Below are 23,970 nucleotides of genomic sequence, written 5' to 3'. Positions count from 1 at the left end.
GAGAAGCCGGCCAGATCGTCGGCCGCCGTGGTGTCGGTCACTGGGGCACTCCGTGCAGGGCGAGCAGTTGGGACATCCGGCCGCGCGCCAGCTCCGGATCGGGGAAGAGGCCCAGGCCGTCGGCCAGCTCGTAGGCGCGGGCCAGATGCGGCAGCGAACGGGCCGACTGGAGGCCGCCGACCATGGTGAAGTGCTCCTGGTGGCCGGCCAGCCACGCCAGGAAGACCACACCCGTCTTGTAGTAGCGGGTCGGCGCCCGGAACAGATGCCGGGAGAGCGCGACCGTCGGGTCGAGCACCGCGCGGAAGCCGGCCGGATCGCCGGCGTCCAGCCTGCGCACCGCGTGCGCCGCCAGCGGACCGAGCGGGTCGAAGATCCCCAACAGGGCGTCGCTGTAACCCTGTTCGTCGCCCGCGATCAGCTCGGGATAGTGGAAGTCGTCGCCCGTGTAGCAGCGCACGCCAGCCGGCAGGCGCCGGCGCAGCGCGACCTCGCGCCCCGCGTCAAGGAGCGAGACCTTCACCCCGTCGACCTTCTCCGGATGCGCGGCGATGATCTCCAGGAAGGTCTCGGTGGCCGCGTCCAGGTCCGTGCTGCCCCAGTAGCCGGTGAGCGCCGGGTCGAACATCGGGCCGAGCCAGTGCAGGATCACCGGCTGGGCGGCCTGCCGCAGCAGCTCGCCGTAGACCGCCGGATAGTCCTCGGGGCCAGAGGCGGCCTGGGCCAACGCGCGCGAGGCCATCAGGATCGGCCGCGCGCCCGTCTCCTCGACCACCGCCAACTGCTCCTCGTAGGCGGCCCGCACCTCGGCCGTCGTGGCGGGCCCGGTGAGCTGGTCGGTGCCCACGCCGCAGGCGATCAGCCCGCCCTCGGCCTTCGCCTCCGCCCCGGAGCGGCGGATCAGCTCCGCCGCCCCGGCCCAGTCGAGACCCATGCCGCGCTGGGCGGTGTCCATCGCCTCGGCGACGCCAAGCCCCTGCCGCCACAGATGCCGACGGAAGGCGAGGGTGCGCTCCCAGTCGACGGCGGCCGGCTCTTCGGGCGTGACATCGGCGAACGGGTCGGCCACCACATGGGCGGCCGAGTAGACGACGCGCGAGGCGAGGGGCGCGTCCGCCGGCGCGAACACGGCGGGCTCGGCGCGCGGCCGATACTCGCGCAACGCGCCGGTGGCGTCGGGCAGTCGGATCACGGGGGCGGTCTCCTTGGTCGCTCTGGTCGCTCTCGGGGCGGACGGGGGCACGGTCACAGGGACAGCTCGGGCACCGGCAGCCGACGGCCCTCGGCCGACGACCGCAGCCCGAGCTCGGCCAGCTGCACCCCGCGGGCGCCGGCCAACAGATCCCAGCCGTAGGGCTCGTCCGCCACCACATGGCGCAGGAACAGCTCCCACTGGGCCTTGAACCCGTTGTCGAACTCGCCGTTGTCCGGCACCTCCTGCCACTGCTCGCGGAACCGCTCGGTGGCGGGCAGGTCCGGGTTCCAGACCGGCTTGGGCGTCGCCGACCTGTGCTGCGCCCGGCAGCCGCGCAGCCCGGCCACGGCCGAGCCCTCCGTGCCGTCCACCTGGAACTCGACCAGCTCGTCGCGGTTGACCCGCACCGCCCAGGAGGAGTTGATCTGCGCCACGGCCCCGCCGGCCAGCTGGAAGACGCCGTACGCCGAGTCGTCCGCGGTCGCCTCGTAGGCCGCGCCCGCCTCGTCCCAGCGGCGCGGGATATGGGTGGTGGCCAGCGCCTGCACGCTCTCCACCCGGCCGAACAGCTCGTGCAGCACGTACTCCCAGTGCGGGAACATGTCCACCACGATGCCACCGCCGTCCTGGGCGCGGTAGTTCCAGGAGGGGCGCTGCGCCTCCTGCCAGTCGCCCTCGAAGACCCAGTAGCCGAACTCGCCGCGCACCGACAGGATCTCGCCGAAGAAGCCGCCGTCGATCAGGCGCTTGAGCTTGAGCAGGCCCGGCAGGAACAGCTTGTCCTGCACCACGCCGTGCTTGATGCCGGCGTCCCTGGCCTGCCGGGCCAGCGCGAGCGCCCCGTCGAGCCCGGTGGCGGTCGGCTTCTCGGTGTAGATGTGCTTGCCGGCCGCGATCGCCTTGCCGATGGCCTCCTCGCGGGCGAGGGTCACCTGGGCGTCGAAGTAGACGTCCACCTCGGGGTCGGAGAGCACCGCGTCCAGATCGGTGCTGACCACGTCCTGGTCCAGGCCGTGGCGGGCCGCCATCTCGCGCAGCGCGCCCTCCCGGCGGCCCACCAGCAGCGGCTCGGGCCAGATCACCGTGCCGTCGCCCAGGGGCACCCCGCCCTGTTCCCGGATGGCGAGGATCGATCGCACCAGGTGCTGGCGGTACCCCATGCGACCCGTCACGCCGTTCATGGCGATCTTGACCGTTCTGCGTTCGGCGACCGACTGCGTCGTCATAGTCCTTGCCCTCCCAGGACGGTAAGCGCTTTCTATCTGGGGAGAAGCTAACCTCTTCGCAGCGGGCTAGGCAAGTGGGAGCAGACGATGGCAGTGACGCTGGCGGACGTTGCGGTCCGCGCGGGGGTGTCCGCGGCGACCGTCTCGCGGGTGCTGAACGGGAACTACCCGGTGGCCGGCGCCACCAGGAACCGGGTGCTGCGGGCCGTCGAAGAGCTGGAATACGTGGTCAACGGGCCGGCCAGCGCGCTGGCCGCCGCCACGTCCGACCTGGTCGGCGTTCTGGTCAACGACATCGCCGACCCGTTCTTCGGCATCATGGCCGGCGCCGTCCAGTCCGAGATCGGCGAACCGGCCGCGGACCGGGGCGGCCCCAAGCTGGCCGTCGTCTGCAACACCGGCGGCTCGCCCGAGCGCGAACTGCACTTCCTCACCCTGCTGCAACGACAGCGCGCCGCGGCCGTCGTCCTCACCGGCGGCGCCCTGGAGGGCGGCGACCACCGCGCCGCGCTGACCACCCGGCTCAACCGCCTGGAGGCGGCGGGCGCGCAGGTGGTGCTCTGCGGACGCCCCCCGCTGGAGGGCACCGACTTCCCGGCCATCACCTTCGACAACCGCGCCGGGGCCCGGCTGCTGACGGAACATCTGCTGACGTTGGGCCATCGGCGCCTCGGCTACCTCGCGGGCCCCGCCGCCCGCACCACCACCCGGCACCGCCTGGAGGGCCACCGGGCGGCGCTGGCCGCCGCCGGCCTCGACCAGGACGCCGAGCGGCTCACCGTCCGGGGCAGCTACGACCGGGCCGCCGGCTATGAGGGCGCGCTCGAACTGCTCCGCAGGGAGCCGGAGTTGACGGCCATCGTCGCCGCCAACGACACGGTCGCGCTGGGCGCCTGCGCGGCGCTGCGGGACAAGGGCGTACGGATTCCCGACGATGTGTCGGTGGCCGGCTTCGACGACCTCCCCTTCGCGGTCGACGCGACGCCGGGGCTGACCACCGTCCGGCTCCCGTTGCACGAGGCCGGCGCGCGGGCCGGACGTCTGGCGCTGGGGCGCGAGGAGGCGCCCCCCGGCGCCCCGATCACCTGCCCGGGCGAACTGATGCTCCGCGGCTCGACCGCCGCGCCCGGCCGGCGCGGTGCGCCCGACCGGCGCGGGCTGAACCACGGGCCGGTGGGGGGAGTTTGAACGGCGCGGGGTGAGTCTCGGGGTGGGGTGGGTTTGCACGGCGCGGGGTGTTGTAGGGCACCTGGCCGGCGCAGGGTGGGGTGGTTGAACGGCGGCCGGGGTTGTTGGGGGCGCTTGGCCGGTGCGGGGTGTGGGGTGGCGTGCTTGGCCGGCGTGGTGCGGGGTGGTTGAACGGCGGCGGGGTTGTTGGGAGCACTGACCGGCGCGGTGCGCTGTGCGCCTGACCGGCGTGGGAGGGGGCACGGGCCCGGTGTGGGGTGTGGGGTGGTGCGTCTGATCGGTGTGGTTCTGGGGGGCTTGGACGTTGGGGGCGGGATTTCTCGGTGGGGGGTGGGCTGGTTGGCGTGGGCGGTCTCGGGCCTGGGCGGCGGGTGTTGGGTGTCGTTGTGCTTGTCCGGTGCGGGGGCGTGTGTGTCGCTTCTTGGCCCGGGGCTCGTGTCAGGTGAGCGGCCGGCGCCTCGGGGTGGTGAGGCGCGGTCAGGTGCCCCCGGGGCACCGATGCGCGGTGCGCGGCTCCCCATGTCGGTCGAGACGCGGGGTTCCGTCGGCCGGGCAACGCTTCCGGCCGTGCGGGCCCGGGCGGGGCTCGTCGGAGCGGCCACGGGGCCGTAGTTGGCGCTTGTAGCATGAACGCCCCTCGCGGCTCCCCCGGGAGCTGCGGTCTCTCTTCTTGAGGAGGAGCGCGTGACGGAGCCCAGCACGTCGTCGAAGGCGGCGGCCAGGTCCACGTCGCCGCAGGTCGCGGTGCGGGGCGAGGCGCGCCTTGAGGTCGATCCCGAGACGGCGCGGATCGGGATCACCGTGGGCGCGCGGGGCAGCGACCGGCGGGCCGCGTTGAACGATCTGACCCGCCGCAACAACGCCGCCCTGGAGCTGCTGAAGTCCTACGGCGAGGCGGTCGAGAAGATCGAGACCGGGGCGTTCGCGATCACCCCCGAGCTGAGGTCCGGCCGCACCGAGCGGGTGCGCGCCTACTACGGCAAGGTCCATCTCCAGGCCGTCGTCGCGGACTTCACCGCGCTGGGCGAACTCACCACCCGCCTCGCGGACCTGGAGTTGACCAGCGTCTCAGGACCCTGGTGGGGGCTGCGGCCGGACTCGCCCGTGCACCGGCGGACCCGGCAGCAGGCGGTACGGCAGGCCGTCGAACGGGCCCGGGAGTACGCGGAGGCGCTGGGTGCCGAGCTGGTCGGCCTGATCGACCTGGCCGACCCGGGGGCCGAGGCCCTGCCGGAGATGGCCCCCGCGAGCTTCGGCGGAACGCGCGGCGCCGCAGCGCCGGGAGCCGCGTCGGGCCAACCACCCGCACTGGACCTGGAGCCCCGTCGCCAAACCGTCTACGCGCGGGTCAACGCCCGCTTTACGATCACCGCCCCCATCCTCTGAACCGCCTACCTGCCGAGGCCGGCCAGCCCCAGCCGGCGGCAGCCCGGGCCCGGCCTGAGTCCCGCTCGGCCGCCGGCCCCCTGCCCCCGGAGCTGTCACCTCGCCCTGACCGGCCCCGCACGGCACCCCGCTGGGGCGTCCGACCGGCTCGGCCGGGCCAGCCTTTGGCCGGGTACTTGGCTCGGCCCTGCCCGGTTCGGGGCTTGGCCCTTGCTCGTTCCCCGGTTCGCCGCTCGCTCATGGGCGCGTGACGTCCTGGCACTGGGGTGTGCCGTCTCTGGTCCCTGCTGGCCGCCCGCCCGGAGCCCGTCCGCCCGCCCCGGCCGGGGCCATGGGCGCCCCACCGGGGCGTTTGTCCGGCTCCCCTGCCAGGCCGTGAGGCCCTCGCCCCCGCTGGACCTCCCGTCGCCCGACCGGCTCGGCCGGGGCGGTCTTTGGGCGGGTGCTGGGCTCGGTCCTGCCCGGTTCGGGGCTTGGCTCTTGCTGGTTCCCCGGTTGGCCGCTCGGCCGGGGCTGTGTGGCGTCCGGACCGGACCTCCCGTCGCCCGACCGGCTCCGCCGGCTCCGCCGGGGCGGCCTGGGCGGCCCCTTGGGTCCCGACCAGGCGCCGTGGCCCGCTCGGCCAGGGCCCCCGGGCCCTGGCGTGGTTGCCCCCGGAGGGAAACGTGTTGTGGGGGTGGGGAGTTGGCGGGTAGACCAGGGTGATGAGTGAGAGATCGCCAGCGCGGGATGATGGGTTGGATCCGTTGGGGCGGCTGGTCGCCGAGCGGGCGTGTGAGCGGGTGATCCTCGACGTGGTCCACTGCCTGGACCTGGGGGAGCCCGCCTCCGCCGCCGAGTTGTTCACCGTCGACGGGGTGTGGGAGTGGCCGGCGGGGGAGCGGCGCGTCGAGGGGCGGGCGGCGCTGCGGCGTTACTTCGGCGGCCGGCCCGAGTCGCGGCTCTCCCGCCGCGTCTCCAGCAACGTGCGGGTCACCGTGCGTTCGGCCGAGACGGCGGGCGCCACCAGTTACCTCACCACCTTCCGGGTGGACGGGCACCGGGGTGAGCTGGTGTCGGCCGGCCCGCCCGTGCAGGTGGGGCACTACACAGACACCTTCAGCTTCGACCGCGAGTCGGGGCGCTGGCTGTTGGCGCACCGCGTCCTGCACCTCGCCTTCGGCGGCCCGACGCCGAAGGCGCCCACCGGCTGAGCCGGCCGGGGTCAGTCGTCGGCGGGCGATATGCCGCCGGTGCCCAGGACCGTGAGCTGGACGCGGTCGATGCCGGCGTCCTGGAGGCAGCCGACGAGGCGGTGCCGGTCGTGGTCGCTGAGCGAGGGGTGGATGGTCGCCGCGTAGAGCTGGCCGTCCAGGGTGGTCATGCCGGCCTGGGCCAGCGGTATCGCGGTGGCGTCCCGGCAGCGTTCCCAGAGCTGGTGCGCGGCGAGGTTGGCGCGGGCGTCGGGCACGTTCCTCGTGGTCACCGTGAACAGCACCGAGGTCGCCGTGGCCTGGCCGCGTGCGGGCGGCTTGGTCTCCGTCAGCTCGGAGAGCACCGCGATCAGGCCCGCGCACAGCAGCAGCGCGATCGCCACCGCCGCCGGGGTGCGCCAGCGGGGCGGGCCGAGCGGCGGCTCCTTCGGCAGATCCGTCGTCAGCCCGTCGCGCAGGCCGCCGGCCGGTGCCGTGAGGGGCACCAGACGACCGGCAAGCCGGCGGCGTCCGACGGGGCCGGCCGTGGTCCTGGCCAAGCGTTCCACCAGCCAGGCCAGCCCGGACAGCGCGGCGCCCGTCGCCATCAGCACGGGCACGAACACATAGGTCCGGCCGCTCTCCTCCAGCCAGGAGAACCGGGCGCGCGCGTCCGGCCCGCCCGGCTCGCCCCGGGAGCCCCCCTGGCGTTCGCCGGCGCGCAGCAGGGCGAGGATCTCCTCGTGTCTGCGGTCGTTCTCGCGGACCCTGCGCTCCAGCCGGCCCAGCCGGTCCAGCATGGCGAAGCCCAGCAGCAGCACCTCGATCACCAGCAGCAACACCCCGCACAGCAGGGTGCGTTGCCACTGCCAGCGGTAGAGGTAGATCACCAGATAGACGGCGGCGCCGAACGCGGCGACGCCGCCGAACAGGTAGACCGCGATCCTGACCGATCTCATACCCGCACCCCAGATCTCCTCGGTCCTCTCGTCCTCGCGCTCAACCGCGTATCTCGCAGGTCAGCTCGCGCACCGCGATCTCGCCGCTGCCGCCGTCCACGACCAGCGGGGTGCCGGGCGGGAAGCGCTCCACGGCCGCCGCCGCTCCCGTCACCATGGGCAGCCTCAACTCCCGTGCGAGCACCGCGAGATGGGACAGCGGGCTGCCGGTCTGCGCGATCAGGCCGACCAGCGAGGGCAGCGTCGGGGCCAACGCCGGGTCGAGATGGCGGACCACCAGCACCGCGTCCGCCGGCGGCTCGCCGCCGCCGTCCCAGGCCACGCCCCAGACCCGGCCGGCCGAGACACCGACCGCGCCCTCGCCGCCGCGCCGGTCGCTGGCCACCACCGCCTCGTCCCCGGCCAGCCGGAACGCGTCCGGCAGCGGTGCCCCCGGCTGTCTCGGGCGGCGCCAGGCGAGGTCGGTGGGGAGCGGCTGGCCGCGTGCCACATCGAGCAGTTCAGGCCAGCGCAGCAGCGCGATCCGGTCGATCGCCACCGTGCGCGCCGCGACCTCGCGCACCAGCCGCGTCTGGAACTCCTGCACCCAGCGCACCCGCAGCCGCAGCCCCTCGCGCGGGGTGAGCGTGCCGGGGGCGGGGCCGCCGTCCGTGGCGTGCGCCGGCAGCCGCAGCGGGCGGGTCAGGCTGGGCGGGACCAGCGCCAGCACCTCGGGGCGGGACGCGGCCAGCGCCGCGTCCGACAGCCCCTCGGCCCGCCCGTGGCGCAGCGCGGCCAGCGCCGCGGCGGCGCCGCCGCCGGCCTCCTCGCTGTCCGTGAGCAGCGCTCCGGCCAGCGCCTCCTGGGCGTGCAGCGCCAGCAGGACGCCGCGCGACCAGCGCAGCGCGGCCACCAGATCGGCCGGGGTCAGCTCGGCCAGCGGCGGCGTGGTGGCCAACTCCCGGTCCACGTCGGCCTGGAGAGCGAGGGCGAGCCCGGGGAGCGCGCCCCGCAGCCGGCCCATCCGCCAGGCGGCGGCCAGCCGGCGGGCCGGCGGCAGCGGGTTGAGCAGGGAGAGCAGCCGGCTGCGCGGCGGGACCAGGCCGAGCAGCCCGAGATCGGCCACCGCGCGCCCCTGCACGGTGCGCACCACGGGCAGCGCGCGCAGCCGGTGGCGGGCGGCGGCGCCGCCGAGGTCGAGCGCGGTGGCCAGGCCGTGGGAGAGCGGGGTGACCCAGAGATCCTCCTCCAGCGGCAGCAGCGGCTCGGGGAGCGTCTCGGCGACAGGGCCGGGGCCGAGCAGCCGGGCGCCGCGCCGGGGGCGCGGGCCCATGGCGGTGATCGGGCGGGACTGGAAGACGTGGAGGCGGCCGGTGTCGGCGGCGAAGCCGAACTCGATGTCCTGCGGGGAGCCGAAGATCCGCCGGGTCCGGCGGGCCAGCGCCGCGAGTCGACGCAGCTCGGCGCGGGCGAGGAGGCCGGACACCGTGTCGTCCAGCGGCCGGCCGCGCGGGGTGAGCCGGGCGCTCTCGCCCTGCGCGGCGCCGCTCACCAGGCGGTCGGGGCCGCCGGGCAGCGCGCTGAGCAGCAGCCGGTCGGTGCGGCCCGCGACCGGGTCGGCGCCGAACAGCACGCCGCCGACGCGGCATTCGAGCATCGGCTGGACCAGCACCGCCATCGGCGCCGGCGGCCCCTCGACGGCCGCCGCCGACTCCCGGACGGCGCGCAGCGCGGCGCGGAAGGCGTCGAGGCCGCGCACGTCGAGGACGGAGACGAACCGGCCCGCCATCGCGGAGTCCGCGGTGTCCTCGGCGGACGAGGAGGAGCGCACCGCCAGCGGGCGGCGCCCCTCGTCGCTCAGCCGCCGCCACAGCTGCTCGGGGTCGGCGCCCCGCTGGTTGGCCCCGGCCGGGAGCACCACGAAGCCGGGCAGCACGGGCAGCCCGGCGGCCGAGGCCCGGGCCAGCGCCGCGGCCTTCCCGCCGGTGAGCTCCGCGCGCGCGGCGCGCGGATCGGTCAACTCGACGGCGACACCGGTCAGCTGGGGACGGGATATGCGCTCGCCCGTCACGAAATCCTTACCCTTCATCGTCCGCCTCCTCAAAAGCCACACGGCCGACCCCTCGGAGGAAGGACGCGTACCGGGGGCGGACACCTGACAGCCGGCAGAAGGTGACGCGATCTTTACCCTGCGCAAGCCGTTCGCGCTCCGGCGCGCGGGCCTGGGGGCGTGAACTCCGGCGTGCGAGCCGCGGTACGCGCCGGGCGAGGGCGGGGCCCCGTCACCGCAACCGTTCGTCGCCGCGTCGAGTCTCAGTCCGTGGTGACCTGGGGCGCCCGTTCGGGCGTGGGGACAGGAGGGGAGCCGAGGGGCCCGCCAAGGGCGTCGGGCCCTTCGGCCCGCCGGGGCGACTGTCGGTGGCTGGCGCTAACGTCGGGGTATGTCGCAAGGTGCCGTGCTGGAAGGTGTGCTGGAGCGCATCACCTACGCCAACGACGAGAACGGCTACACGGTCGCGCGGGTCGACACCGGCCGTGGCGGTGGCGAGCTGTTGACGGTCGTCGGCGCGCTGTTGGGGGCCCAGGTCGGGGAGTCGCTCCGGATGACGGGGCGTTGGGGCTCGCATCCGCAGTACGGCAAGCAGTTCCATGTGGACAACTACACGACGGTGCTGCCGGCGACGGTCCAGGGCATCCGCCGCTATCTGGGCTCGGGGCTGATCAAGGGCATCGGCCCCAGGACGGCCGAGCGGATCGTGGACCACTTCGGGACGGAGACGCTCGAGGTGATCGAGGAGGATCCCAAGGCGCTGATCGCCGTCCCCGGGCTCGGCCCCAAGCGCACCGCGCTGATCGCCGAGGCGTGGGAGGAGCAGAAGGCGATCAAGGAGGTGATGGTCTTCCTCCAGAGCGTCGAGGTCTCCACATCGATCGCCGTCCGCATCTACAAGAAGTACGGCGACGCCTCCATCTCGGTGGTGAAGAACCAGCCATATCGCCTCGCCACGGATGTCTGGGGCATCGGGTTCCTGACGGCGGACCGCATCGCCCGCGCGGTCGGCATCCCGGAGGACAGCCCGGAGCGGGTGAAGGCCGGCCTCCAGTACGCGCTCTCCCAGGCCACCGACCAGGGGCACTGCTACCTCCCCGAGGAGCGGCTGATCGCGGACGCGGTCAAGCTGTTGCAGGTGGACACGGGCCTGGTGATCGACTGCCTGGGCGAGTTGGCCGACGATCCCGAGGGCGTGGTGCGGGAGCCGGTGCCGGACCCCCAGGGCGAGCCGGGCACCGACGCGAGGGTGACGGCGGTCTATCTGCTGCCCTTCCACCGCGCCGAGCTGTCCCTCTCGGGCCAGCTGCGGCGGCTGCTGGAGTCGCGCGAGGACCGGCTGCCCGCGTTCCAGGGCGTCGACTGGGCCAAGGCGTTGGGCTGGCTCGCCGGCCGCACGGGCACGGAGCTCGCCGAGGAGCAGGAGCAGGCGGTGCGGCTGGCGCTGACCGAGCGGGTCGCCGTGCTCACCGGCGGCCCCGGCTGCGGCAAGTCGTTCACGGTGCGCTCCGTGGTGGAGCTGGCCAGGGCCAAGGGCGCCAAGGTGCTGCTCGCCGCGCCGACCGGCCGGGCGGCCAAGCGGCTCGCCGAGCTGACCGGCGCCGAGGCGTCCACGGTCCACCGGCTCCTTGAGCTGCGTCCCGGCGGGGATGCCGCCTTCGACCGGGATCGGCCGCTGGACGCGGATCTGGTGGTGGTCGACGAGGCGTCGATGCTGGATCTGCTGCTGGCCAACAAGCTGGTCAAGGCCGTCGCCCCCGGCGCGCATCTGCTGCTGGTCGGCGATGTCGACCAGCTGCCGTCGGTCGGCGCCGGCGAGGTGCTCCGCGATCTGCTGGCGCCCGGCAGCCCGGTGCCCGCGGTGCGGCTGACGCGGATCTTCCGGCAGGCCCAGGAGTCCGGCGTGGTCACCAACGCGCACCGGATCAACGAGGGCCTGCCGCCGGTCACTTCGGGGCTGGCCGACTTCTTCCTCTTCGTCGAGGAGGACACCGAGCAGGCCGGCCGGCTCGCGGTGGATGTGGCGGCCCGCCGGGTGCCGGCGAAGTTCGGCCTCAACCCCCGGCGCGACGTCCAGGTGTTGACCCCGATGCACCGCGGCCCGGCCGGCGCCGGCGCGCTCAACGGGCTGCTCCAGGAGTCGATCACCCCGCCGCGTCCCGGGCTCGCCGAGAAGCGCTTCGGCGGGCGGGTCTTCCGCGTCGGCGACAAGGTCACCCAGATCAGGAACAACTACGAGAAGGGGGAGAACGGCGTCTTCAACGGCACGGTCGGCGTGGTCACCGGGCTCGATCTCGACGAGCAGCGGCTCACGGTGCTCACCGACGAGGACGAGGAGGTCGGCTACGACTTCGCCGAGCTGGACGAGCTGGCGCACGCCTACGCGGTGACGATCCACCGCTCGCAGGGCAGCGAGTATCCCTGTGTGGTCATTCCGGTCACCACCAGCGCCTGGATGATGTTGCAGCGCAACCTGTTGTACACGGCGGTGACCCGGGCCAAGCGGCTGGTCGTGCTCGTCGGCTCCCGGCGCGCGCTGGCCCAGGCCGTGCGCAGCGTGTCCGCGGGTCGTCGGTGCACGGCACTGGACGCGCGCCTCACCGGGGTGGTACATCCCTAAGGTCCTACTTGGTGCGGCACGCCGTGCCAGAAAGTGGCCTATTGGCCGACCCCGAGTGCACATCTTGACGCCAGATGGGGGACAGTAGGAGAGAGTCAGGGCACCTCGAAGAAGAGGCACTACGTCGGTGAGGGATGACGTGAGCGAAAACCGCTACGGCGACAATGCAGACAGTGCAGTAGTAGTGCGCTACGGCGACGGGGAGTACAGCTACCCGTTGGTGGAGAGCGCGGTCGGGGACCGCGGCTTCGACATCGGCAAGCTGCGTGCGCAGACCGGTCTGGTGACCCTGGACTCCGGTTTCGGCAACACGGCGGCCTGCGAGTCCTCGATCACCTACCTGGACGGCGAGCGGGGCATCCTGCGCTACCGGGGCTATCCGATCGAACAGCTCGCCGAGCACGGCTCGTTCATCGAGACCGCGTATCTCCTGATCAACGGCGAGCTTCCCACCGTGGACCAGCTCGCCGGTTTCCGTGGCGAGATCACGCAGCACACGCTGCTGCACGAGGACGTCAAACGCTTCTACGACGGCTTCCCCCGGGACGCGCATCCGATGGCGATGCTCTCCTCGGTGGTCAGCGCGCTGTCCACGTTCTACCAGGACAGCCACAACCCGTTCGACGAGCAGCAGCGTCATATCTCCACCATCCGCCTGCTGGCGAAGCTGCCCACCATCGCCGCCTACGCCTTCAAGAAGGCGTCCGGGCATCCGGTGGTCTACCCGCGCAACGACCTGGGCTATGTGGAGAACTTCCTGCGCATGACCTTCTCGGTCCCGGCCGAGGAGTACGCGCTGGACCCGGTCGTGGTCAACGCGCTGGACAAGCTGCTGATCCTGCACGCGGACCACGAGCAGAACTGTTCGGCCTCCACGGTCCGGATGGTCGGCTCCTCCCAGGCCAACCTGTTCGTCTCCATCTCGGCCGGCATCAACGCGCTCTGGGGCCCCCTGCACGGCGGCGCCAACGCGGCGGTGCTCGACATGCTGGAGAGCATCCAGGCCCAGGGCGGGGACGTCGACACGTTCATCCGCAAGGTCAAGAACAAGGAGCAGGGCGTCCGCCTGATGGGCTTCGGGCACCGGGTCTACAAGAGCTTCGACCCGCGCGCCAAGATCATCAAGGCCGCCGCGCACGATGTGCTCTCGGCGCTCGGCAAGTCGGACGAGTTGCTGGACATCGCCCTCCGCCTGGAGGAGCGGGCGCTCAGCGACGACTACTTCGTCTCCCGCAACCTCTACCCGAACGTGGACTTCTACACCGGGCTGATCTACCGGGCCATGGGCTTCCCGACCAGCATGTTCACCGTGCTGTTCGCGCTGGGCCGGCTGCCCGGCTGGATCGCCCAGTGGCACGAGATGATCACCGACCCGAGCACCAGGATCGGCCGTCCCCGGCAGATCTACACCGGCGTGGTGGAGCGGGACTACCGCTCCGTCGAGCAGCGCTGAGCAGTGTGACGCAGGTCACATCATAACGTGTGCAACCTTTGACGGAGCTGTGGGTCTTACCGGTCAGAGTTGGCGCGGATTCGGCTGGATTCACGCCAACGGTCGTCCGGCCGGGGTCCCGTGGGGGGACGCTCTGAGCGGACGGCAGGAAACGCCCCGCGCCGGGCCCTGTGGGGGGACCCGCCGGCGGGGCGTTTCCATGTTCTCCGAGGTCTCCATGTTCTTCAGGGTCCCCGGTTTCTCCATGTTCTCCATGTTCTCCAGGTCCGCCGAGGCGACCGTCCGGGGCCACCGCCCGGCGCGCGGGGGTCAGGCCCGGTCGACCAGCTCGTAGCCCGCCTCGTCCACCGCCGTACGCACCGCCTCGTCGTCCAGCGGTGCCCGGGCCACCACGGTCACCAGCCCCGAGGCGGCCGTGGCCGAGACCTCGGTGCCCCCGGCGGGGTCTTCAACTCGGCGCTGACCGCGCCCTCGCGGTGACCGCGCTCATCCCGGAAACCCGGTAGGTGGGTGCTGCTCATGGCGCGCTCCCCGGTCGTGTGCGGCGGTGGACCGACGGCCCGAACGTGTACCCCCACAGGGTATGCGTGGGATTGGGTCCTACCCTGCGGGGGTATACCGCGAGGTCGGGGGCGTCGGCGCGTTCCCCTAAGGGCCACCCGGCACCGTCCCCAAGATCCCCCGGGCAGCCTTTGCTTCACCTCCCCAACGTGTCAGGTTTATTTGACAGGTTGACCTCCCCGAGGGCGGCCACAACGTGGATCGGAGACGGGTGGGGCATGGACGGCGGGCTCTGGATCTACGTTCTGCTGGCCCTCAGCACAGCGCCACCCCTGGTGCCCAACGCCGCCCTGATCGCCTCCGCCGGCATGCTCGCGCAGTCCGGTGACCTCAACCTCTGGCTGGTGCTCGCGGTGGTCGGCGGCAGCGCGCTCGCCGGCGACGCGGCGGTCTACGGTCTTGGCCGGCTCGCCGGGCCACGCGCCCACCGCTGGCTGCGCGGCACCCGGCGCCGCAGGTCAGCGCTGGACTGGATGGCCGCGCGGATGAACCGGCACGGGGTGCCCTTCGTGGTCGGGATGCGCTTCCTGCCGAGCGGCCGGCTGATCGGCGGCCTCACCGCCGCCCTGGTCGGCTTCCCCCTCCGCCGGTTCCTGCTGGGCGCCGGCATCGCCGAGGCCGTCTGGGCCTCCTACAGCGTGGCCCTCGGCTACTGGGGCGGCGCCGCGTTCGACGGGGCCTGGAGCGGTCTGGTGATCGGCACCGCGGTCTCGCTGCTGGTCGCCGGCGTCGCCCACCTGCTCAGTGGCACCTCCCGCACCCCTGAGCACACCGGCCGGCCGCCGCGCTCCTGCCCGGCCGACGGCTGAGCCCCGGGGGCCCCGCGCCCATGCCGGCAACGGGCCTGGTGCAGGCTGGAGCGGTCGTTGCGGCGATCGGGAGAGGGCCGGTCGAGAGAGAGTGCCGGTCGAGAGAGTCAGGGGAGTGCCGCTTATGCCACCGCTCGTGTCGTCGTCCTTGCCGCCGTCCTTGCCGTCGGCCGCACCGCTCGGCGTCGCCGTGCTCGGCGCGGGGAAGATGGGCGCCGACCACATCCGCCGCCTGGACACCGTCATCAGCGGCGCCCGCGTCGCCGCCGTCGCCGATCCGGACGAGGCCCGCGCCAAGTCGCTGACCGCCGACATCGAGGGCTGTGTCGCCCTCACCGACCCGCTCGCCGCCCTCGAAACCCCGGGCGTGGACGCGGTGTTGATCGCGTCCCCAGGACCGGCGCACGAGGCGGCGCTGCTGGCCGCGCTCGAACGGGATCTGCCGGTGCTCTGCGAGAAGCCCATGGTCCCCGACGCCGAGGCGGCGCTGCGGGTGGTGGACGCCGAGGCGCGGCTGGGCCACCGCAGGATCTCGGTCGGCTTCATGCGCCGCTACGACGCCGAACACCAGCGGCTCAAGGCCCTGTTGGACGCCGGCGAACTGGGCGCCCCCCGACTGCTGCACTGCCGCCACCGCAATCTCGCGGTGCACCCGTACTTCACCGAGGCGATGCTGATCACCGACTCGGTGGCGCACGAGGTGGACGCCGCGCGCTGGCTGCTCGGCCAGGAGATCACCGCGGTGCAGGTCTTCCGGCCGACCGCCCACCTCCCGGGCCGGACGGGGATCCCCGACCCGCAGCTGGTGATCCTCGAAACGGACGGCGGCGTGGTCGTCGACGTGGAGATCCTGGCCAACGGCGGCTTCGGCTACCAGGTGGGGACCGAGGCGGTCTGCGAACGCGGCACCGCCCGCATCGGCGAGGCCCACGGCCTGCTGACCAACACCGCGGGCCGCTGGGGCGGCGAGATAGCCCAGGACTACCTCGTCAGGTTCGCCGACGCCTATGACCGCGAGCTCCGCGCCTGGGTGGCGGCGACCCGCCGGGGCGAGACGATGGGCGCCGACAGCTGGGACGGCTACGCGGTCGCCGCGATCTGCGCCGCCGGCGTCGAGGCCCAACGCACCGGCCACCGCGTCCCGATCGAACTCGCCCCCGCCCCTTTCATGAACGGCGTATGACGCCCGGTGCCAATCCCGTGCCATCCCGACCGGTCCCCTTGACCACCCCACCTGACCAGGGCAGTCTCAACAGCGGCAACACCAACGGCCGTGTGCCCGAGTGGTTCAGGGACTCGCCTGCAAAGCGAGTTACGCGGGTTCGATTCCCGCCACGGCCTCCGACGTTCGACAACCGACCGACCCGCACATGCGGGTGTGTCGCCCCTCGAACGTCCGTGGTCGCAGGTCACCACAAGGGCCGCTCTGGCCCGGCGGCTCAGTGTGCCACCCTCCACAGGAAGCCGTCCGGGTCGGCGAAGCACCCGGAGTAGCCGTGGCCGGTCTCCCCGGCCGCGGCGGTGATCCGGCCGCCGGCCGTGGCGGCGGCCTCCAGCAGCGTCTCGACGTCGCCGCGGGACGCGGCCCGGTGGGTGAGGACCAGCCCGGGGAAACCGCTGCCGTCGTGGCTGGTGCCGGCGTCCTTCGCGAGTACGGCGCGGCCCATCAGGCAGAGCCGGGCGGCATCGGCCGTGGGCCGGAAGTCGATGTACTTGTTGCCGTAGTCCCGGTCGACCGTCATCCCCAGGGCCTCGTAGAAGACCTTGGACTTCTTCGGCGCCGCGACGCCAAGGATGGCGGTGGTCTCGACGGGGCGCGGTGCGGCTGCCGGGGGGCCGGTGTCCTTGTTGGTGCCGGCGGCCAGCTTCCAGACGGCTCCGTCCGGCGCCCGGAACGATCCGGAGAAGGAGCCGAACAGCGCCCTCTTCGCCGGCTTGAGGGTCTCCGCTCCGCTGCGGGCGGCGGCGTCCATCAGCGTCCTGACCTCAGTGGGCTGATCAACGCCGCAGGTCAGGACGTAGCCACGGAAGCCCGATGTGGTGGACCCCACTCCCGCCTCCGCGGCGAGCGCATCGTTCGCTGACAGGGCGAACGGTGCGGTTTCGCGCGTCTCCGAACCGGCTGGGTCCTCCTGGTCGGCGACGTCGAGGGAGAGCGCGGCGGTGTAGAACGCGCGCGCCCTGTGCACGTCCGGGGCCGCGAGGGCGACGGTGTCGAGGGACAGGTTCATGGTCGACTCCTTGAGCGGTGGGGGTCAGCTGACGGCCTTCTCGACCAGTTCGCGGATCGTCTCCTCGCCCGCTTCGGTCAACGTGCTCACGGCGTAGGAGGTCGGCCACAGGCCGCTGTCGTCGTCGAGGTTCGCCTCCTCGGACGGCGTGTTCTTCCGGCCCTTCCCGCTGGGCTTCGGCACGGCATTCATGGCTGGTGCTCCTGAGGCTCTGTCGACGCGCTGGTGCCCGTCACGCTATGTGCCTCGGGAGGATCGACGCTTCTTCGATCCTGACCAGATCCGCCGCGCCCGCCGCACGTGGGCGCACGACCCCTCTTTGATGCGCGGGGTCTGCCGTCAGCTGTCGGCGGTCAGGGCGGTGGCCAGGTCGGTCAGGGTGGTCGTGTGCCAGTCGAAGGCGTCGGAGTCCCTGGGGGCGTCTCCGCCGGGGCGGTGGACGTAGGCGGTGCGCAGGCCCGTGGCCTGGGCGCCGCGGAGGTCCCAGGCGTGGGCGGCGACCATCAGGACGCGCTCGGGCGGGCAGCCCGCGGCGTCGATCGCGAGGCGGTAGACCTCGGGGGCGGGCTTGTAGGCCCTGGCGTCCTCGGCGGAGAGGGTCTGGTGCCAGCGCAGTCCGGCGTGCGCGTTGAGCCGGAGCAGGGTCGAGCGGCTGGCGTGGGAGAGCGCCAGCACGGGGAACCGCGCCGCCAGGCGCGTGAGTCCGGCCGGGGCGTCGTGCCAGGGCCTGAGCCGTTGGCTCGCGGTGGCCAGTCGCTCGATGGCCGTCCGGCCGGTGAGCCCGGCGTGTTCGGCCACCTTCTCGGCCGCCTCGCGGTCGATGGCCTCGGAGTCGGCGTAGGCCCGATCGCGCCTCTCGACGCGTAGCTGTTCGTGCTGGACATGCTCCCGCCACACGGTGAGCAGTCGGTCGACGGCGGCGGCGTCGGACCCGGGCGCCGCTTCGTGGATGGCCGCTCGCAGCCCACCCGGTTCGTCGACCATCGTGCCGAGGACGTCGAAGACGATGACCTCGATGTCGGGTACCTCGGGCATCCGGTCTCCTCTTCGCGTTCGCGTCACCTGTTCAACGGGTGACGAGTCTTGTTCCGGGCTGCGTCACCTGTCAAGATGGTGACGTGGAATTCGCGTTCGTGAGTGGCGATCCGGCTCTGGATCTGGTCGGGACCGTCGAGTCCCGCCGAGGCGCGGCCGTCGACCGACTGGCCGCCCCGGGGGATCTCGAACGGTGGATCGGCGCGTGCGACGAGCTGCCCGACGGGGTGAGCGTCGACGCCGCGAGCTTCACCGCGGCGCTGCGGCTCCGCGAGGCGTTCTACGGGCTGGCGCTCGACCGCCTGCGGGGGCATCGCTTCTCGCCGGCCGGCCTGGAGATCGTCAACGAGGCCGCCGCCGGGCCGGCGCTGGTGGTCGGGCTGAGCGACGTGGGCCTGCGGCTGTCGGGCGACGCGCCCGCCGTGCTGGCGCAGGTGGCGCGTGGCGGGATCACCGTACTCGCCGACCGCCACGCGTCGCTGAAGGAGTGCGGACGTCCGGACTGCACCCGCCTCTATCTCGACCGCTCCCGTGGGGCACGCCGCGCCTGGTGCGGCATGGACGCCTGCGGCAACCGCGTGAAGGCCGCGGCGTACCGGGCCCGCAGGAGAGCGGCCGACTCCGCCGAGTCGCGCTGACCCGGCCGCCGGGCCCGGCGCCCGAAGGACGCCGCGCCGGGTTCAGGCGTCGAGTGGGGGCATGCCCGCTCCGGCCGTGGTCAGCCGGTTGGCCAGGTCGGTGCGGTGTTTCACCTGGAGCTTGCGGTAGATCCGGGTCAGATGCTGCTCCACCGTGCTGACCGTGATGAAGAGCGTGCTGGAGATCTGCCGGTTGGTGTGGCCCTGGGCGGCGAGGGCGGCCACCCGTCGCTCCGCCTGGCTCAGGCGGTGCTCGGTCTCCCGTGACCTGGTCGTCCGGAGCGGCGGGGGCGGGGCGCCGACAGCGGCCAGCACGTTCTGGGCGAGCACGGAGGCGCCGGCGTTCTTGGCCACCCGGTGGGCGCGTTGGAAGAGCTGGTGGGCGGCCTCGGTGTCACCCGAACCACGCTTCATCTGGGCCATGTTGGCCAGGGCGCGGGCCAACTCGACCTGGTCCCCGCAGGACTCCAGGATCTCCACCGCCGCCGACAGCAGCGAACGCGCGCTCGCCGCCGGCTCCAGGGTGGCCAGCAGCCGCATGGTCGCACCCCGGGTGCGGTCGTCCAGGCCGGTCTCTCGGGAGAGCTGCGAGGTGAGCAGCCGGACGGCCTCCTCCCGGTCGTCGAGACCGATCTGCACCCGGGCGAGTTCCAGGCGCCAGGGGACGAGGGTCGCCGTGTCCATCTGCCACCTGCGCATGGTCTCGCCGCACTGACGCAGGTCGTTGGCCGCGGCGTGCCGGCGGCCGGCGGCCAGGCGGTAGCGGGCCCGGGCGGCGAGATAGTGCAGCCCGACCGTGGTCTGGAACGCCTCGGCGGGGACGGGCCTGGCCAGCCAGTGGCTGGCCTCGTCCATCCTGCGGGCCTCGGTCGCCAGCGAGATCAGGGTGGAGAGCGGGCCGACCGCGCAGACACCCCAAGCGGCCTGCGGGGTCAGCTCCTCCAGGGCCAGGCGGCCCTGCTCCTCCGCCTCCTGGAGCTGACCGAGCCGCAGCGCCGCCTCGGCGCGCAGGGTGCGCAGCTTGGCCTTCCAGGTGGGGGAGTGGTGCGCGGTGGCGCGCTCGAACAGCGCCCGGGTCCAGCGGGTCACCAGATCGGGCCGGCCCGCGTACAGGGACGCCAGCAGCGTCAGCCCCAGGGGCTCGGTCGGCCCCTCCTCGGCGAGGTGGCGCTGCATCAACCGCCCGGCGGACGCGACCACATCGGACGGGGCGGCGTCCTGGGACAGGGCGTCGGCGAGCAGCGTGAGGGCCGCCAGTTGCTGGCCGCCGGCCGAGGTGCCGGACTCCGGTTCGGTGAGCGAGGCGAGGCGTTCCCTGGAGCGCGCCTCGGGCAGGTAGTCGGGGCGGGACAGCGAGATCAGCAGCCGGGCGGCCTCCAGCCGATCCTTGGTCTCCGGGGTGTGCCCGCCCTGGGCGCCGAGCCGCGCCACGATCTCCAGCGCCGAGTCGGCCGGCCCGCGCCACAGCAGGAACGGCACGGCCGACAGCGCGGCCGGGCCCAGCTCGCCGCCCGAACAGGCCGTCTGCTCCAGCTGGTTGAGGTCGGTGGTGATGGAGAGCGGGTTGATCTGCCAGCGGGAGTGCAGCAGCAGCGCGTTCTCCTCGGACCAGCGGGGGGTGCCGACATCGCAGGGGTGGACCAGCCGGAGGCAGGCGCCGGTGATGTCGGGGCGTCCGCGCGCCATGGCCTGCTCGGCCGCCTCGCGGAGCACCTGGGCGGCCCAGGCCGGCTCCGCCCAGTCCGAGCTGACCAGGTGTTCGGCGACGATCCCCGGCTCGGTGCCGTGCTCGTGCAGGATCTCGGCGGCCCTGCGGTGCAGGCGCCGGCGTTCGTCGGCGGGGAGGTCGGTCAGGATGGTCCCGGTGATGTGCGGATGCCGCAGCCCGTTGGCCTCGGCGAGCCCGGAGGCGCGCAGCAGCCGCACGGCCTGGTCCGTGAACTCCGGCGTGTGGTCGAGGAGCCGGGCGAGTATCTGGAGGGACGTGGGCCTGGCCAGCACGGCCATCGCCCGCGCGGTGGCGCGCACCTCGGGCTCGTGCCGGTAGAAGCAGCGCAGGATGGCCTGGGCGAAGGTGCCGGTGGTCGGGTTGACGTCCGAGCCGTCCCGGCGCCAGAGCCGTTCGTCGTCGAGCAGGCCCCGCACCAGCAGCGGGTTGCCGCCGGTGGCGGCCAGCGTCTCCTTGGTGACCTTGCGGAAGAGGTCGGTGGTGGGGCGGGAGCCGACGAGCTGGCCGATGGCGGTGGCGTCCAGCGCCGGCAGGGTGAGGCCGGTCAGGTGCGGTTGACTCATCAACTCGGCCCAGAACAGCGGGTAGCGCGAGCGGGGCGTCTCCGACTCGGTGAGCACCACCATGATCCGGTAGGGCCGCAGCCGGCGGATGACGTACAGCAGACAGTTCAGCGACGGGATGTCCGCGTGGTGGACGTCATCGACGGTGAGCACGAGCGGGCTGGTCCGTGCCGCCTCCTCCAGCGGGCCGAGGAAGCGGTTGACCGCCGAGGTGAACTCGCGGTCGGCGTCCCGTGGCGGCCGGTGCTCGTTCGCCGCGCCCTGCCCGTCCGGGTTGGCCCCGAGGGCCTGCCGCAGCACGTCGATGATCTGCCACGCCGATTCGAAGTCCAGGCCGGCGCTGGAGATCAGCTGGCCCATCACTCCAAAGGGAAGATCCCGTTCCGCCCGTGACCCGACGGCGCTCACCACGGTGCTTGAGCGCCGTGTCGCGTAGTCGCCGAATGCCTCCAGCAGGGTGGTCTTGCCGCTGCCGACAGCTCCGGTGACAAGGCAGACCCGGCCACCTTGTTGAGCGGTACAGTTTTCGAGTACGGAACGCAGATGCGTCAACTGCGCTTCTCTTTGCATCAGAACCACTCGCGTTTTTCCCCCTTGCACGCGACGACGCCGAGCCGATGGACAGCTGCATTCACCGACACGACCTGCCCTGTGGACACGGATGTGGATCAGCCGGACGCGCCCCGGGGCACCTCATTTGGAATGCGAGAGGCAGGTGACGGTGGGTGGCAATGGTCAGTTGCCGTCCTGTGTCAACGCTGTCTCATATGTAGACAAAGGTCATTTGGAGTGAACGGGACGGAAAGAGCGGGAATCCGTCCGATGTTCTGTTTGGAGACTGGTAATCCGGCCCCGCTGGTTCCCGATCCGCTCCACGACGGGCAGACCGGGGTGACCGGGGTGAATCGGGGTAATCGGGGCCTCAGGGGCACCGATGGTCCGAGTTGACCGCGTCCGTTCGCCGGATGGTCAAGGCGTCCCGTGCTCGGTCGAGACTCATGGAGATCACCTCCGCGCTGTAGCCCGTCAGTCCTCGCGGCTTCGACGAAATCCGCCGGGGCACTTGCTCGGGTCGCGCCTCACGTCCGTCGAGCCACCCGTGGGACGTGGAGCGCGGGAGAGCTCTTTGCGACGGTGTCGTGTGGTGCGTGCGACCGGATCGGCGAGTGTGTTGGGAGGACTTCGACGAACACCCCTGATGTGGCAGGGTCGCACACCGGGGCAGTCGTGGGACTGCTGTTCAACGGCAGACAGCTTACAGGGGGAGGGGGTGCGGATCGCTTTCGAGCATATTGCGACTGCCGAACGGGAGGGTGGACGGCACCTCTGTGTAGGGCGCCTATGACGCGGCGGCGATCAATGATTAGGGGTTGACGGTTCAGCGTTGAACAAACCTGTCCGCATGGTTGCGTTCGGTCAAGTCGGATAACAGCGGGCAACATTGTCTTTCTCTTGTCTTAGGGTAAAAAATGGGCAAATGCGGTTCGAACCCTACGTGATGAACGAGGCAATGGGGGAGTAAAGCAGCGCCATGGATCGGCGCCGGCCGGCCGCGTCGCGCGGCCCGTGCGACGGTCCGGGGGCGCCGCGCCGGTCCGACGCCGTCGGCTCCGGTAGGGGGTCCGGGCGCCGGGACGTCCTCGGGGTTTAGGGGTGGGTCCCGATCGCCCGTGGCGCGCGGCGAAGGCCCCTACCCGGCGGGCCGGCCGCCTCGCCGGACGGTCGCGGAATAGCGTGCCGGGGCCCGGTGTTGTGAGCGGTGACCGTGCCTTCGCCGACCCGACACTCGCGACGCGAGAGAGGGAGACCGCCAGATGGGTTCCATCGCCTGCCCGTCACGCCCGACCCAGCAGACCCGTCCCAGGGCCAGCGAGGTGGACTGGGCGACGTTGCGGTTGGCCGCCGAGGGCCTGTCCGCACCGGCGGAACGTCGGGTTCGTCTATCCTCCGAATCGAGCGAGCCCACGCTGGGGCTCGGCAGGTACGGAAGGGAGGTGGGTCACGTCACCGCGACCGACGATGACGCGCACGAGGAGACCGACGCCGAGCGCAACGCCAGATTCGAGCGGGACGCCCTCGGCTACCTGGATCAGATGTACTCCGCGGCCCTGCGGATGACCCGCAACCCGGCCGACGCCGAGGACCTGGTGCAGGAGACCTACGCCAAGGCGTACGGCTCGTTCCACCAGTTCCGCCGGGGTACCAACCTCAAGGCGTGGATGTACCGCATCCTCACCAACACCTTCATCAACTCCTACCGCAAGAAGCAGCGGGAGCCGCAGCGGAGTGCCGCCGAGGACATCGAGGACTGGCAGCTCGCCAGGGCCGAGTCCCACATGTCCACGGGGCTGCGCTCGGCCGAGTCCCAGGCGCTCGACCACCTGCCGGACTCCGATGTGAAGCAGGCGCTCCAGGCGATCCCGGAGGAGTTCCGCATAGCGGTATACCTCGCGGACGTCGAGGGCTTTGCCTACAAGGAGATCGCCGACATCATGGGTACCCCCATCGGTACGGTGATGTCCCGGTTGCACCGCGGTCGGCGTCAACTGCGCGACATGCTTGAGGACTACGCGCGGGAGCGCGGCCTCGTACCCGCCGGAGCGCAGGAGGGTTCAGGATCATGAGCGGTGACCAGCCCAACCCCCCCGACTGCTCGGAGGTCCTGGACCACCTCTACGAGTATCTCGACCACGAGATGCCCGACGGGGACAGCGCGAAGATGCAGGAGCACATCGACGAGTGCTCTCCGTGTCTGGAGAAGTACGGACTGGAGCAGGCGGTGAAGAAGCTGGTCAAGCGCTGCTGCGGCCAGGACGACGTGCCGTCGGATCTGCGGGCCAAGGTCCTGGAGCGGATCGACACCATCAGGGACGAGGCCAGGGCCGCGTCCCAGGCCGCCCCCGGGGACCGCGAGGCCGTTTCCGAGGTCCGCGAAGCCGACCGCTGAGCCCGCGCGGGGAGCCCGTCCGCATACCCCCCTCGCCACCTGCCGCCCGGAGCGCCCACCGCGCGCCGGGCGGTCTCTTTTTCACCCGCTGGTCTTCCGTCGTCTCGCGCGCGACGGCGGACTGACCCATGCTGTGAGCAGGCACCTGTCGCCCCATGGTTGGATGCGGTCCGGGACGGACAGGAGAACTGTGAAGTGCACGCTACAAGGCGGGAATCAGGCAGGACAC

At 72.6% G+C, this 23,970-nt stretch carries 18 protein-coding genes and 1 tRNA gene; 11 read left to right on the top strand and 8 right to left on the bottom strand.

Annotated elements, in window-relative coordinates; translation table 11 throughout:
• Positions 1 to 37 precede the first annotated feature (37 nt).
• Positions 38 to 1,192 carry a dihydrodipicolinate synthase family protein gene (locus tag K4G22_RS08710; RefSeq protein WP_228079315.1) on the bottom strand — a complete coding sequence of 385 codons (1,155 nt, stop codon included), beginning with the start codon at positions 1,190 to 1,192 and terminating at the stop codon, positions 38 to 40.
• Positions 1,193 to 1,245: 53 nt separating this feature from the next.
• Positions 1,246 to 2,421: a Gfo/Idh/MocA family protein gene (locus K4G22_RS08705; RefSeq protein ID WP_228079314.1), complete on the bottom strand. Its 1,176-nt coding sequence runs from the start codon at positions 2,419 to 2,421 to the stop codon at positions 1,246 to 1,248.
• Between the two features lie 87 nt (positions 2,422 to 2,508).
• Here K4G22_RS08705 and K4G22_RS08700 point away from each other — a divergent pair, with 87 nt between their 5' ends.
• The 3 genes from K4G22_RS08700 to K4G22_RS08690 all read left to right on the top strand — a co-directional run bounded on the left by K4G22_RS08700 (position 2,509) and on the right by K4G22_RS08690 (position 6,188).
• Positions 2,509 to 3,609 (top strand): LacI family DNA-binding transcriptional regulator, encoded by a 1,101-nt coding sequence (locus K4G22_RS08700; protein WP_228079313.1) that lies wholly within the window; start codon positions 2,509 to 2,511, stop codon positions 3,607 to 3,609.
• A 684-nt stretch (positions 3,610 to 4,293) separates the two neighbouring features.
• Complete coding sequence (locus K4G22_RS08695; protein WP_228079312.1) at positions 4,294 to 4,995, top strand: SIMPL domain-containing protein; 702 nt, start codon at positions 4,294 to 4,296, stop codon at positions 4,993 to 4,995.
• A gap of 704 nt (positions 4,996 to 5,699) precedes the next feature.
• The gene (locus K4G22_RS08690) at positions 5,700 to 6,188 is read left to right on the top strand and encodes a nuclear transport factor 2 family protein (protein WP_228079311.1); all 489 of its coding nucleotides are present in this window, start codon (positions 5,700 to 5,702) and stop codon (positions 6,186 to 6,188) included.
• A gap of 11 nt (positions 6,189 to 6,199) precedes the next feature.
• Here K4G22_RS08690 and K4G22_RS08685 read toward each other — a convergent pair whose 3' ends face one another.
• Positions 6,200 to 7,126: a hypothetical protein gene (locus tag K4G22_RS08685; RefSeq protein WP_228079310.1), complete on the bottom strand. Its 927-nt coding sequence runs from the start codon at positions 7,124 to 7,126 to the stop codon at positions 6,200 to 6,202.
• A gap of 40 nt (positions 7,127 to 7,166) precedes the next feature.
• Positions 7,167 to 9,194, bottom strand: coding sequence for a PEP/pyruvate-binding domain-containing protein (locus tag K4G22_RS08680; protein WP_228079309.1), 2,028 nt, complete (start codon positions 9,192 to 9,194; stop codon positions 7,167 to 7,169).
• 352 nt (positions 9,195 to 9,546) lie between these two features.
• Here K4G22_RS08680 and recD2 point away from each other — a divergent pair, with 352 nt between their 5' ends.
• The 5 genes from recD2 (at position 9,547) to K4G22_RS08650 (ending at position 15,939) form a co-directional block, all read left to right on the top strand.
• Complete coding sequence (recD2, locus tag K4G22_RS08675) at positions 9,547 to 11,775, top strand: SF1B family DNA helicase RecD2 (protein WP_228079308.1); 2,229 nt, start codon at positions 9,547 to 9,549, stop codon at positions 11,773 to 11,775.
• Between the two features lie 127 nt (positions 11,776 to 11,902).
• Positions 11,903 to 13,228, top strand: coding sequence for a citrate synthase (locus K4G22_RS08670; protein WP_425336631.1), 1,326 nt, complete (start codon positions 11,903 to 11,905; stop codon positions 13,226 to 13,228).
• Positions 13,229 to 14,007: 779 nt separating this feature from the next.
• On the top strand, positions 14,008 to 14,598 hold the full coding sequence (locus K4G22_RS08660) for a DedA family protein (protein WP_228079306.1): 591 nt from the start codon (positions 14,008 to 14,010) through the stop codon (positions 14,596 to 14,598).
• A 124-nt stretch (positions 14,599 to 14,722) separates the two neighbouring features.
• Positions 14,723 to 15,781 carry a Gfo/Idh/MocA family protein gene (locus K4G22_RS08655; RefSeq protein ID WP_228079305.1) on the top strand — a complete coding sequence of 353 codons (1,059 nt, stop codon included), beginning with the start codon at positions 14,723 to 14,725 and terminating at the stop codon, positions 15,779 to 15,781.
• Between the two features lie 86 nt (positions 15,782 to 15,867).
• Positions 15,868 to 15,939: transfer RNA gene (locus K4G22_RS08650), tRNA-Cys, on the top strand.
• A gap of 98 nt (positions 15,940 to 16,037) precedes the next feature.
• Here the strand turns inward: K4G22_RS08650 and K4G22_RS08645 are convergent.
• From K4G22_RS08645 to K4G22_RS08635, 3 genes are all read right to left on the bottom strand, one after another.
• Complete coding sequence (locus K4G22_RS08645) at positions 16,038 to 16,829, bottom strand: VOC family protein (protein WP_228079304.1); 792 nt, start codon at positions 16,827 to 16,829, stop codon at positions 16,038 to 16,040.
• A 24-nt stretch (positions 16,830 to 16,853) separates the two neighbouring features.
• Positions 16,854 to 17,021, bottom strand: coding sequence for a hypothetical protein (locus K4G22_RS08640; RefSeq protein ID WP_228079303.1), 168 nt, complete (start codon positions 17,019 to 17,021; stop codon positions 16,854 to 16,856).
• A gap of 147 nt (positions 17,022 to 17,168) precedes the next feature.
• Positions 17,169 to 17,864 (bottom strand): haloacid dehalogenase type II, encoded by a 696-nt coding sequence (locus K4G22_RS08635; RefSeq protein WP_228079302.1) that lies wholly within the window; start codon positions 17,862 to 17,864, stop codon positions 17,169 to 17,171.
• Between the two features lie 83 nt (positions 17,865 to 17,947).
• Between K4G22_RS08635 and K4G22_RS08630 the strand changes: the two genes are divergently transcribed.
• On the top strand, positions 17,948 to 18,502 hold the full coding sequence (locus K4G22_RS08630) for a CGNR zinc finger domain-containing protein (protein ID WP_228079301.1): 555 nt from the start codon (positions 17,948 to 17,950) through the stop codon (positions 18,500 to 18,502).
• Positions 18,503 to 18,544: 42 nt separating this feature from the next.
• Here K4G22_RS08630 and K4G22_RS08625 read toward each other — a convergent pair whose 3' ends face one another.
• On the bottom strand, positions 18,545 to 21,364 hold the full coding sequence (locus K4G22_RS08625; protein WP_228079300.1) for a helix-turn-helix transcriptional regulator: 2,820 nt from the start codon (positions 21,362 to 21,364) through the stop codon (positions 18,545 to 18,547).
• Positions 21,365 to 22,608: 1,244 nt separating this feature from the next.
• Between K4G22_RS08625 and K4G22_RS08620 the strand changes: the two genes are divergently transcribed.
• Positions 22,609 to 23,418 (top strand): sigma-70 family RNA polymerase sigma factor, encoded by an 810-nt coding sequence (locus tag K4G22_RS08620; protein WP_228079299.1) that lies wholly within the window; start codon positions 22,609 to 22,611, stop codon positions 23,416 to 23,418.
• The gene (gene rsrA, locus K4G22_RS08615; protein ID WP_228079298.1) at positions 23,415 to 23,741 is read left to right on the top strand and encodes a mycothiol system anti-sigma-R factor; all 327 of its coding nucleotides are present in this window, start codon (positions 23,415 to 23,417) and stop codon (positions 23,739 to 23,741) included. The genes K4G22_RS08620 and rsrA overlap by 4 nt, the downstream gene beginning before the upstream one ends.
• Positions 23,742 to 23,970 lie beyond the last annotated feature (229 nt).

This window comes from Streptomyces profundus, assembly GCF_020740535.1.
In the GTDB taxonomy this organism is placed as follows: domain Bacteria; phylum Actinomycetota; class Actinomycetes; order Streptomycetales; family Streptomycetaceae; genus Streptomyces; species Streptomyces profundus.
This window is presented reverse-complemented; position numbering and strand designations above follow the sequence as displayed.

What these genes read in the sequence shown, in the direction of transcription:
- K4G22_RS08705 (WP_228079314.1), bottom strand. Translation starts at nt 2,421, where the DNA reads ATGACGACGCAGTCGGTCGCCGAACGCAGAACGGTCAAGATCGCCATG.
- K4G22_RS08645 (WP_228079304.1), bottom strand. Translation starts at nt 16,829, where the DNA reads ATGAACCTGTCCCTCGACACCGTCGCCCTCGCGGCCCCGGACGTGCAC.
- K4G22_RS08635 (WP_228079302.1), bottom strand. Translation starts at nt 17,864, where the DNA reads ATGCCCGAGGTACCCGACATCGAGGTCATCGTCTTCGACGTCCTCGGC.
- recD2 (WP_228079308.1), top strand. Translation starts at nt 9,547, where the DNA reads ATGTCGCAAGGTGCCGTGCTGGAAGGTGTGCTGGAGCGCATCACCTAC.
- K4G22_RS08640 (WP_228079303.1), bottom strand. Translation starts at nt 17,021, where the DNA reads ATGAATGCCGTGCCGAAGCCCAGCGGGAAGGGCCGGAAGAACACGCCG.
- K4G22_RS08700 (WP_228079313.1), top strand. Translation starts at nt 2,509, where the DNA reads ATGGCAGTGACGCTGGCGGACGTTGCGGTCCGCGCGGGGGTGTCCGCG.
- K4G22_RS08685 (WP_228079310.1), bottom strand. Translation starts at nt 7,126, where the DNA reads ATGAGATCGGTCAGGATCGCGGTCTACCTGTTCGGCGGCGTCGCCGCG.
- K4G22_RS08620 (WP_228079299.1), top strand. Translation starts at nt 22,609, where the DNA reads ATGGGTTCCATCGCCTGCCCGTCACGCCCGACCCAGCAGACCCGTCCC.
- rsrA (WP_228079298.1), top strand. Translation starts at nt 23,415, where the DNA reads ATGAGCGGTGACCAGCCCAACCCCCCCGACTGCTCGGAGGTCCTGGAC.
- K4G22_RS08660 (WP_228079306.1), top strand. Translation starts at nt 14,008, where the DNA reads ATGGACGGCGGGCTCTGGATCTACGTTCTGCTGGCCCTCAGCACAGCG.
- K4G22_RS08625 (WP_228079300.1), bottom strand. Translation starts at nt 21,364, where the DNA reads ATGCAAAGAGAAGCGCAGTTGACGCATCTGCGTTCCGTACTCGAAAAC.
- K4G22_RS08680 (WP_228079309.1), bottom strand. Translation starts at nt 9,194, where the DNA reads ATGAAGGGTAAGGATTTCGTGACGGGCGAGCGCATATCCCGTCCCCAG.
- K4G22_RS08655 (WP_228079305.1), top strand. Translation starts at nt 14,723, where the DNA reads ATGCCACCGCTCGTGTCGTCGTCCTTGCCGCCGTCCTTGCCGTCGGCC.
- K4G22_RS08690 (WP_228079311.1), top strand. Translation starts at nt 5,700, where the DNA reads ATGAGTGAGAGATCGCCAGCGCGGGATGATGGGTTGGATCCGTTGGGG.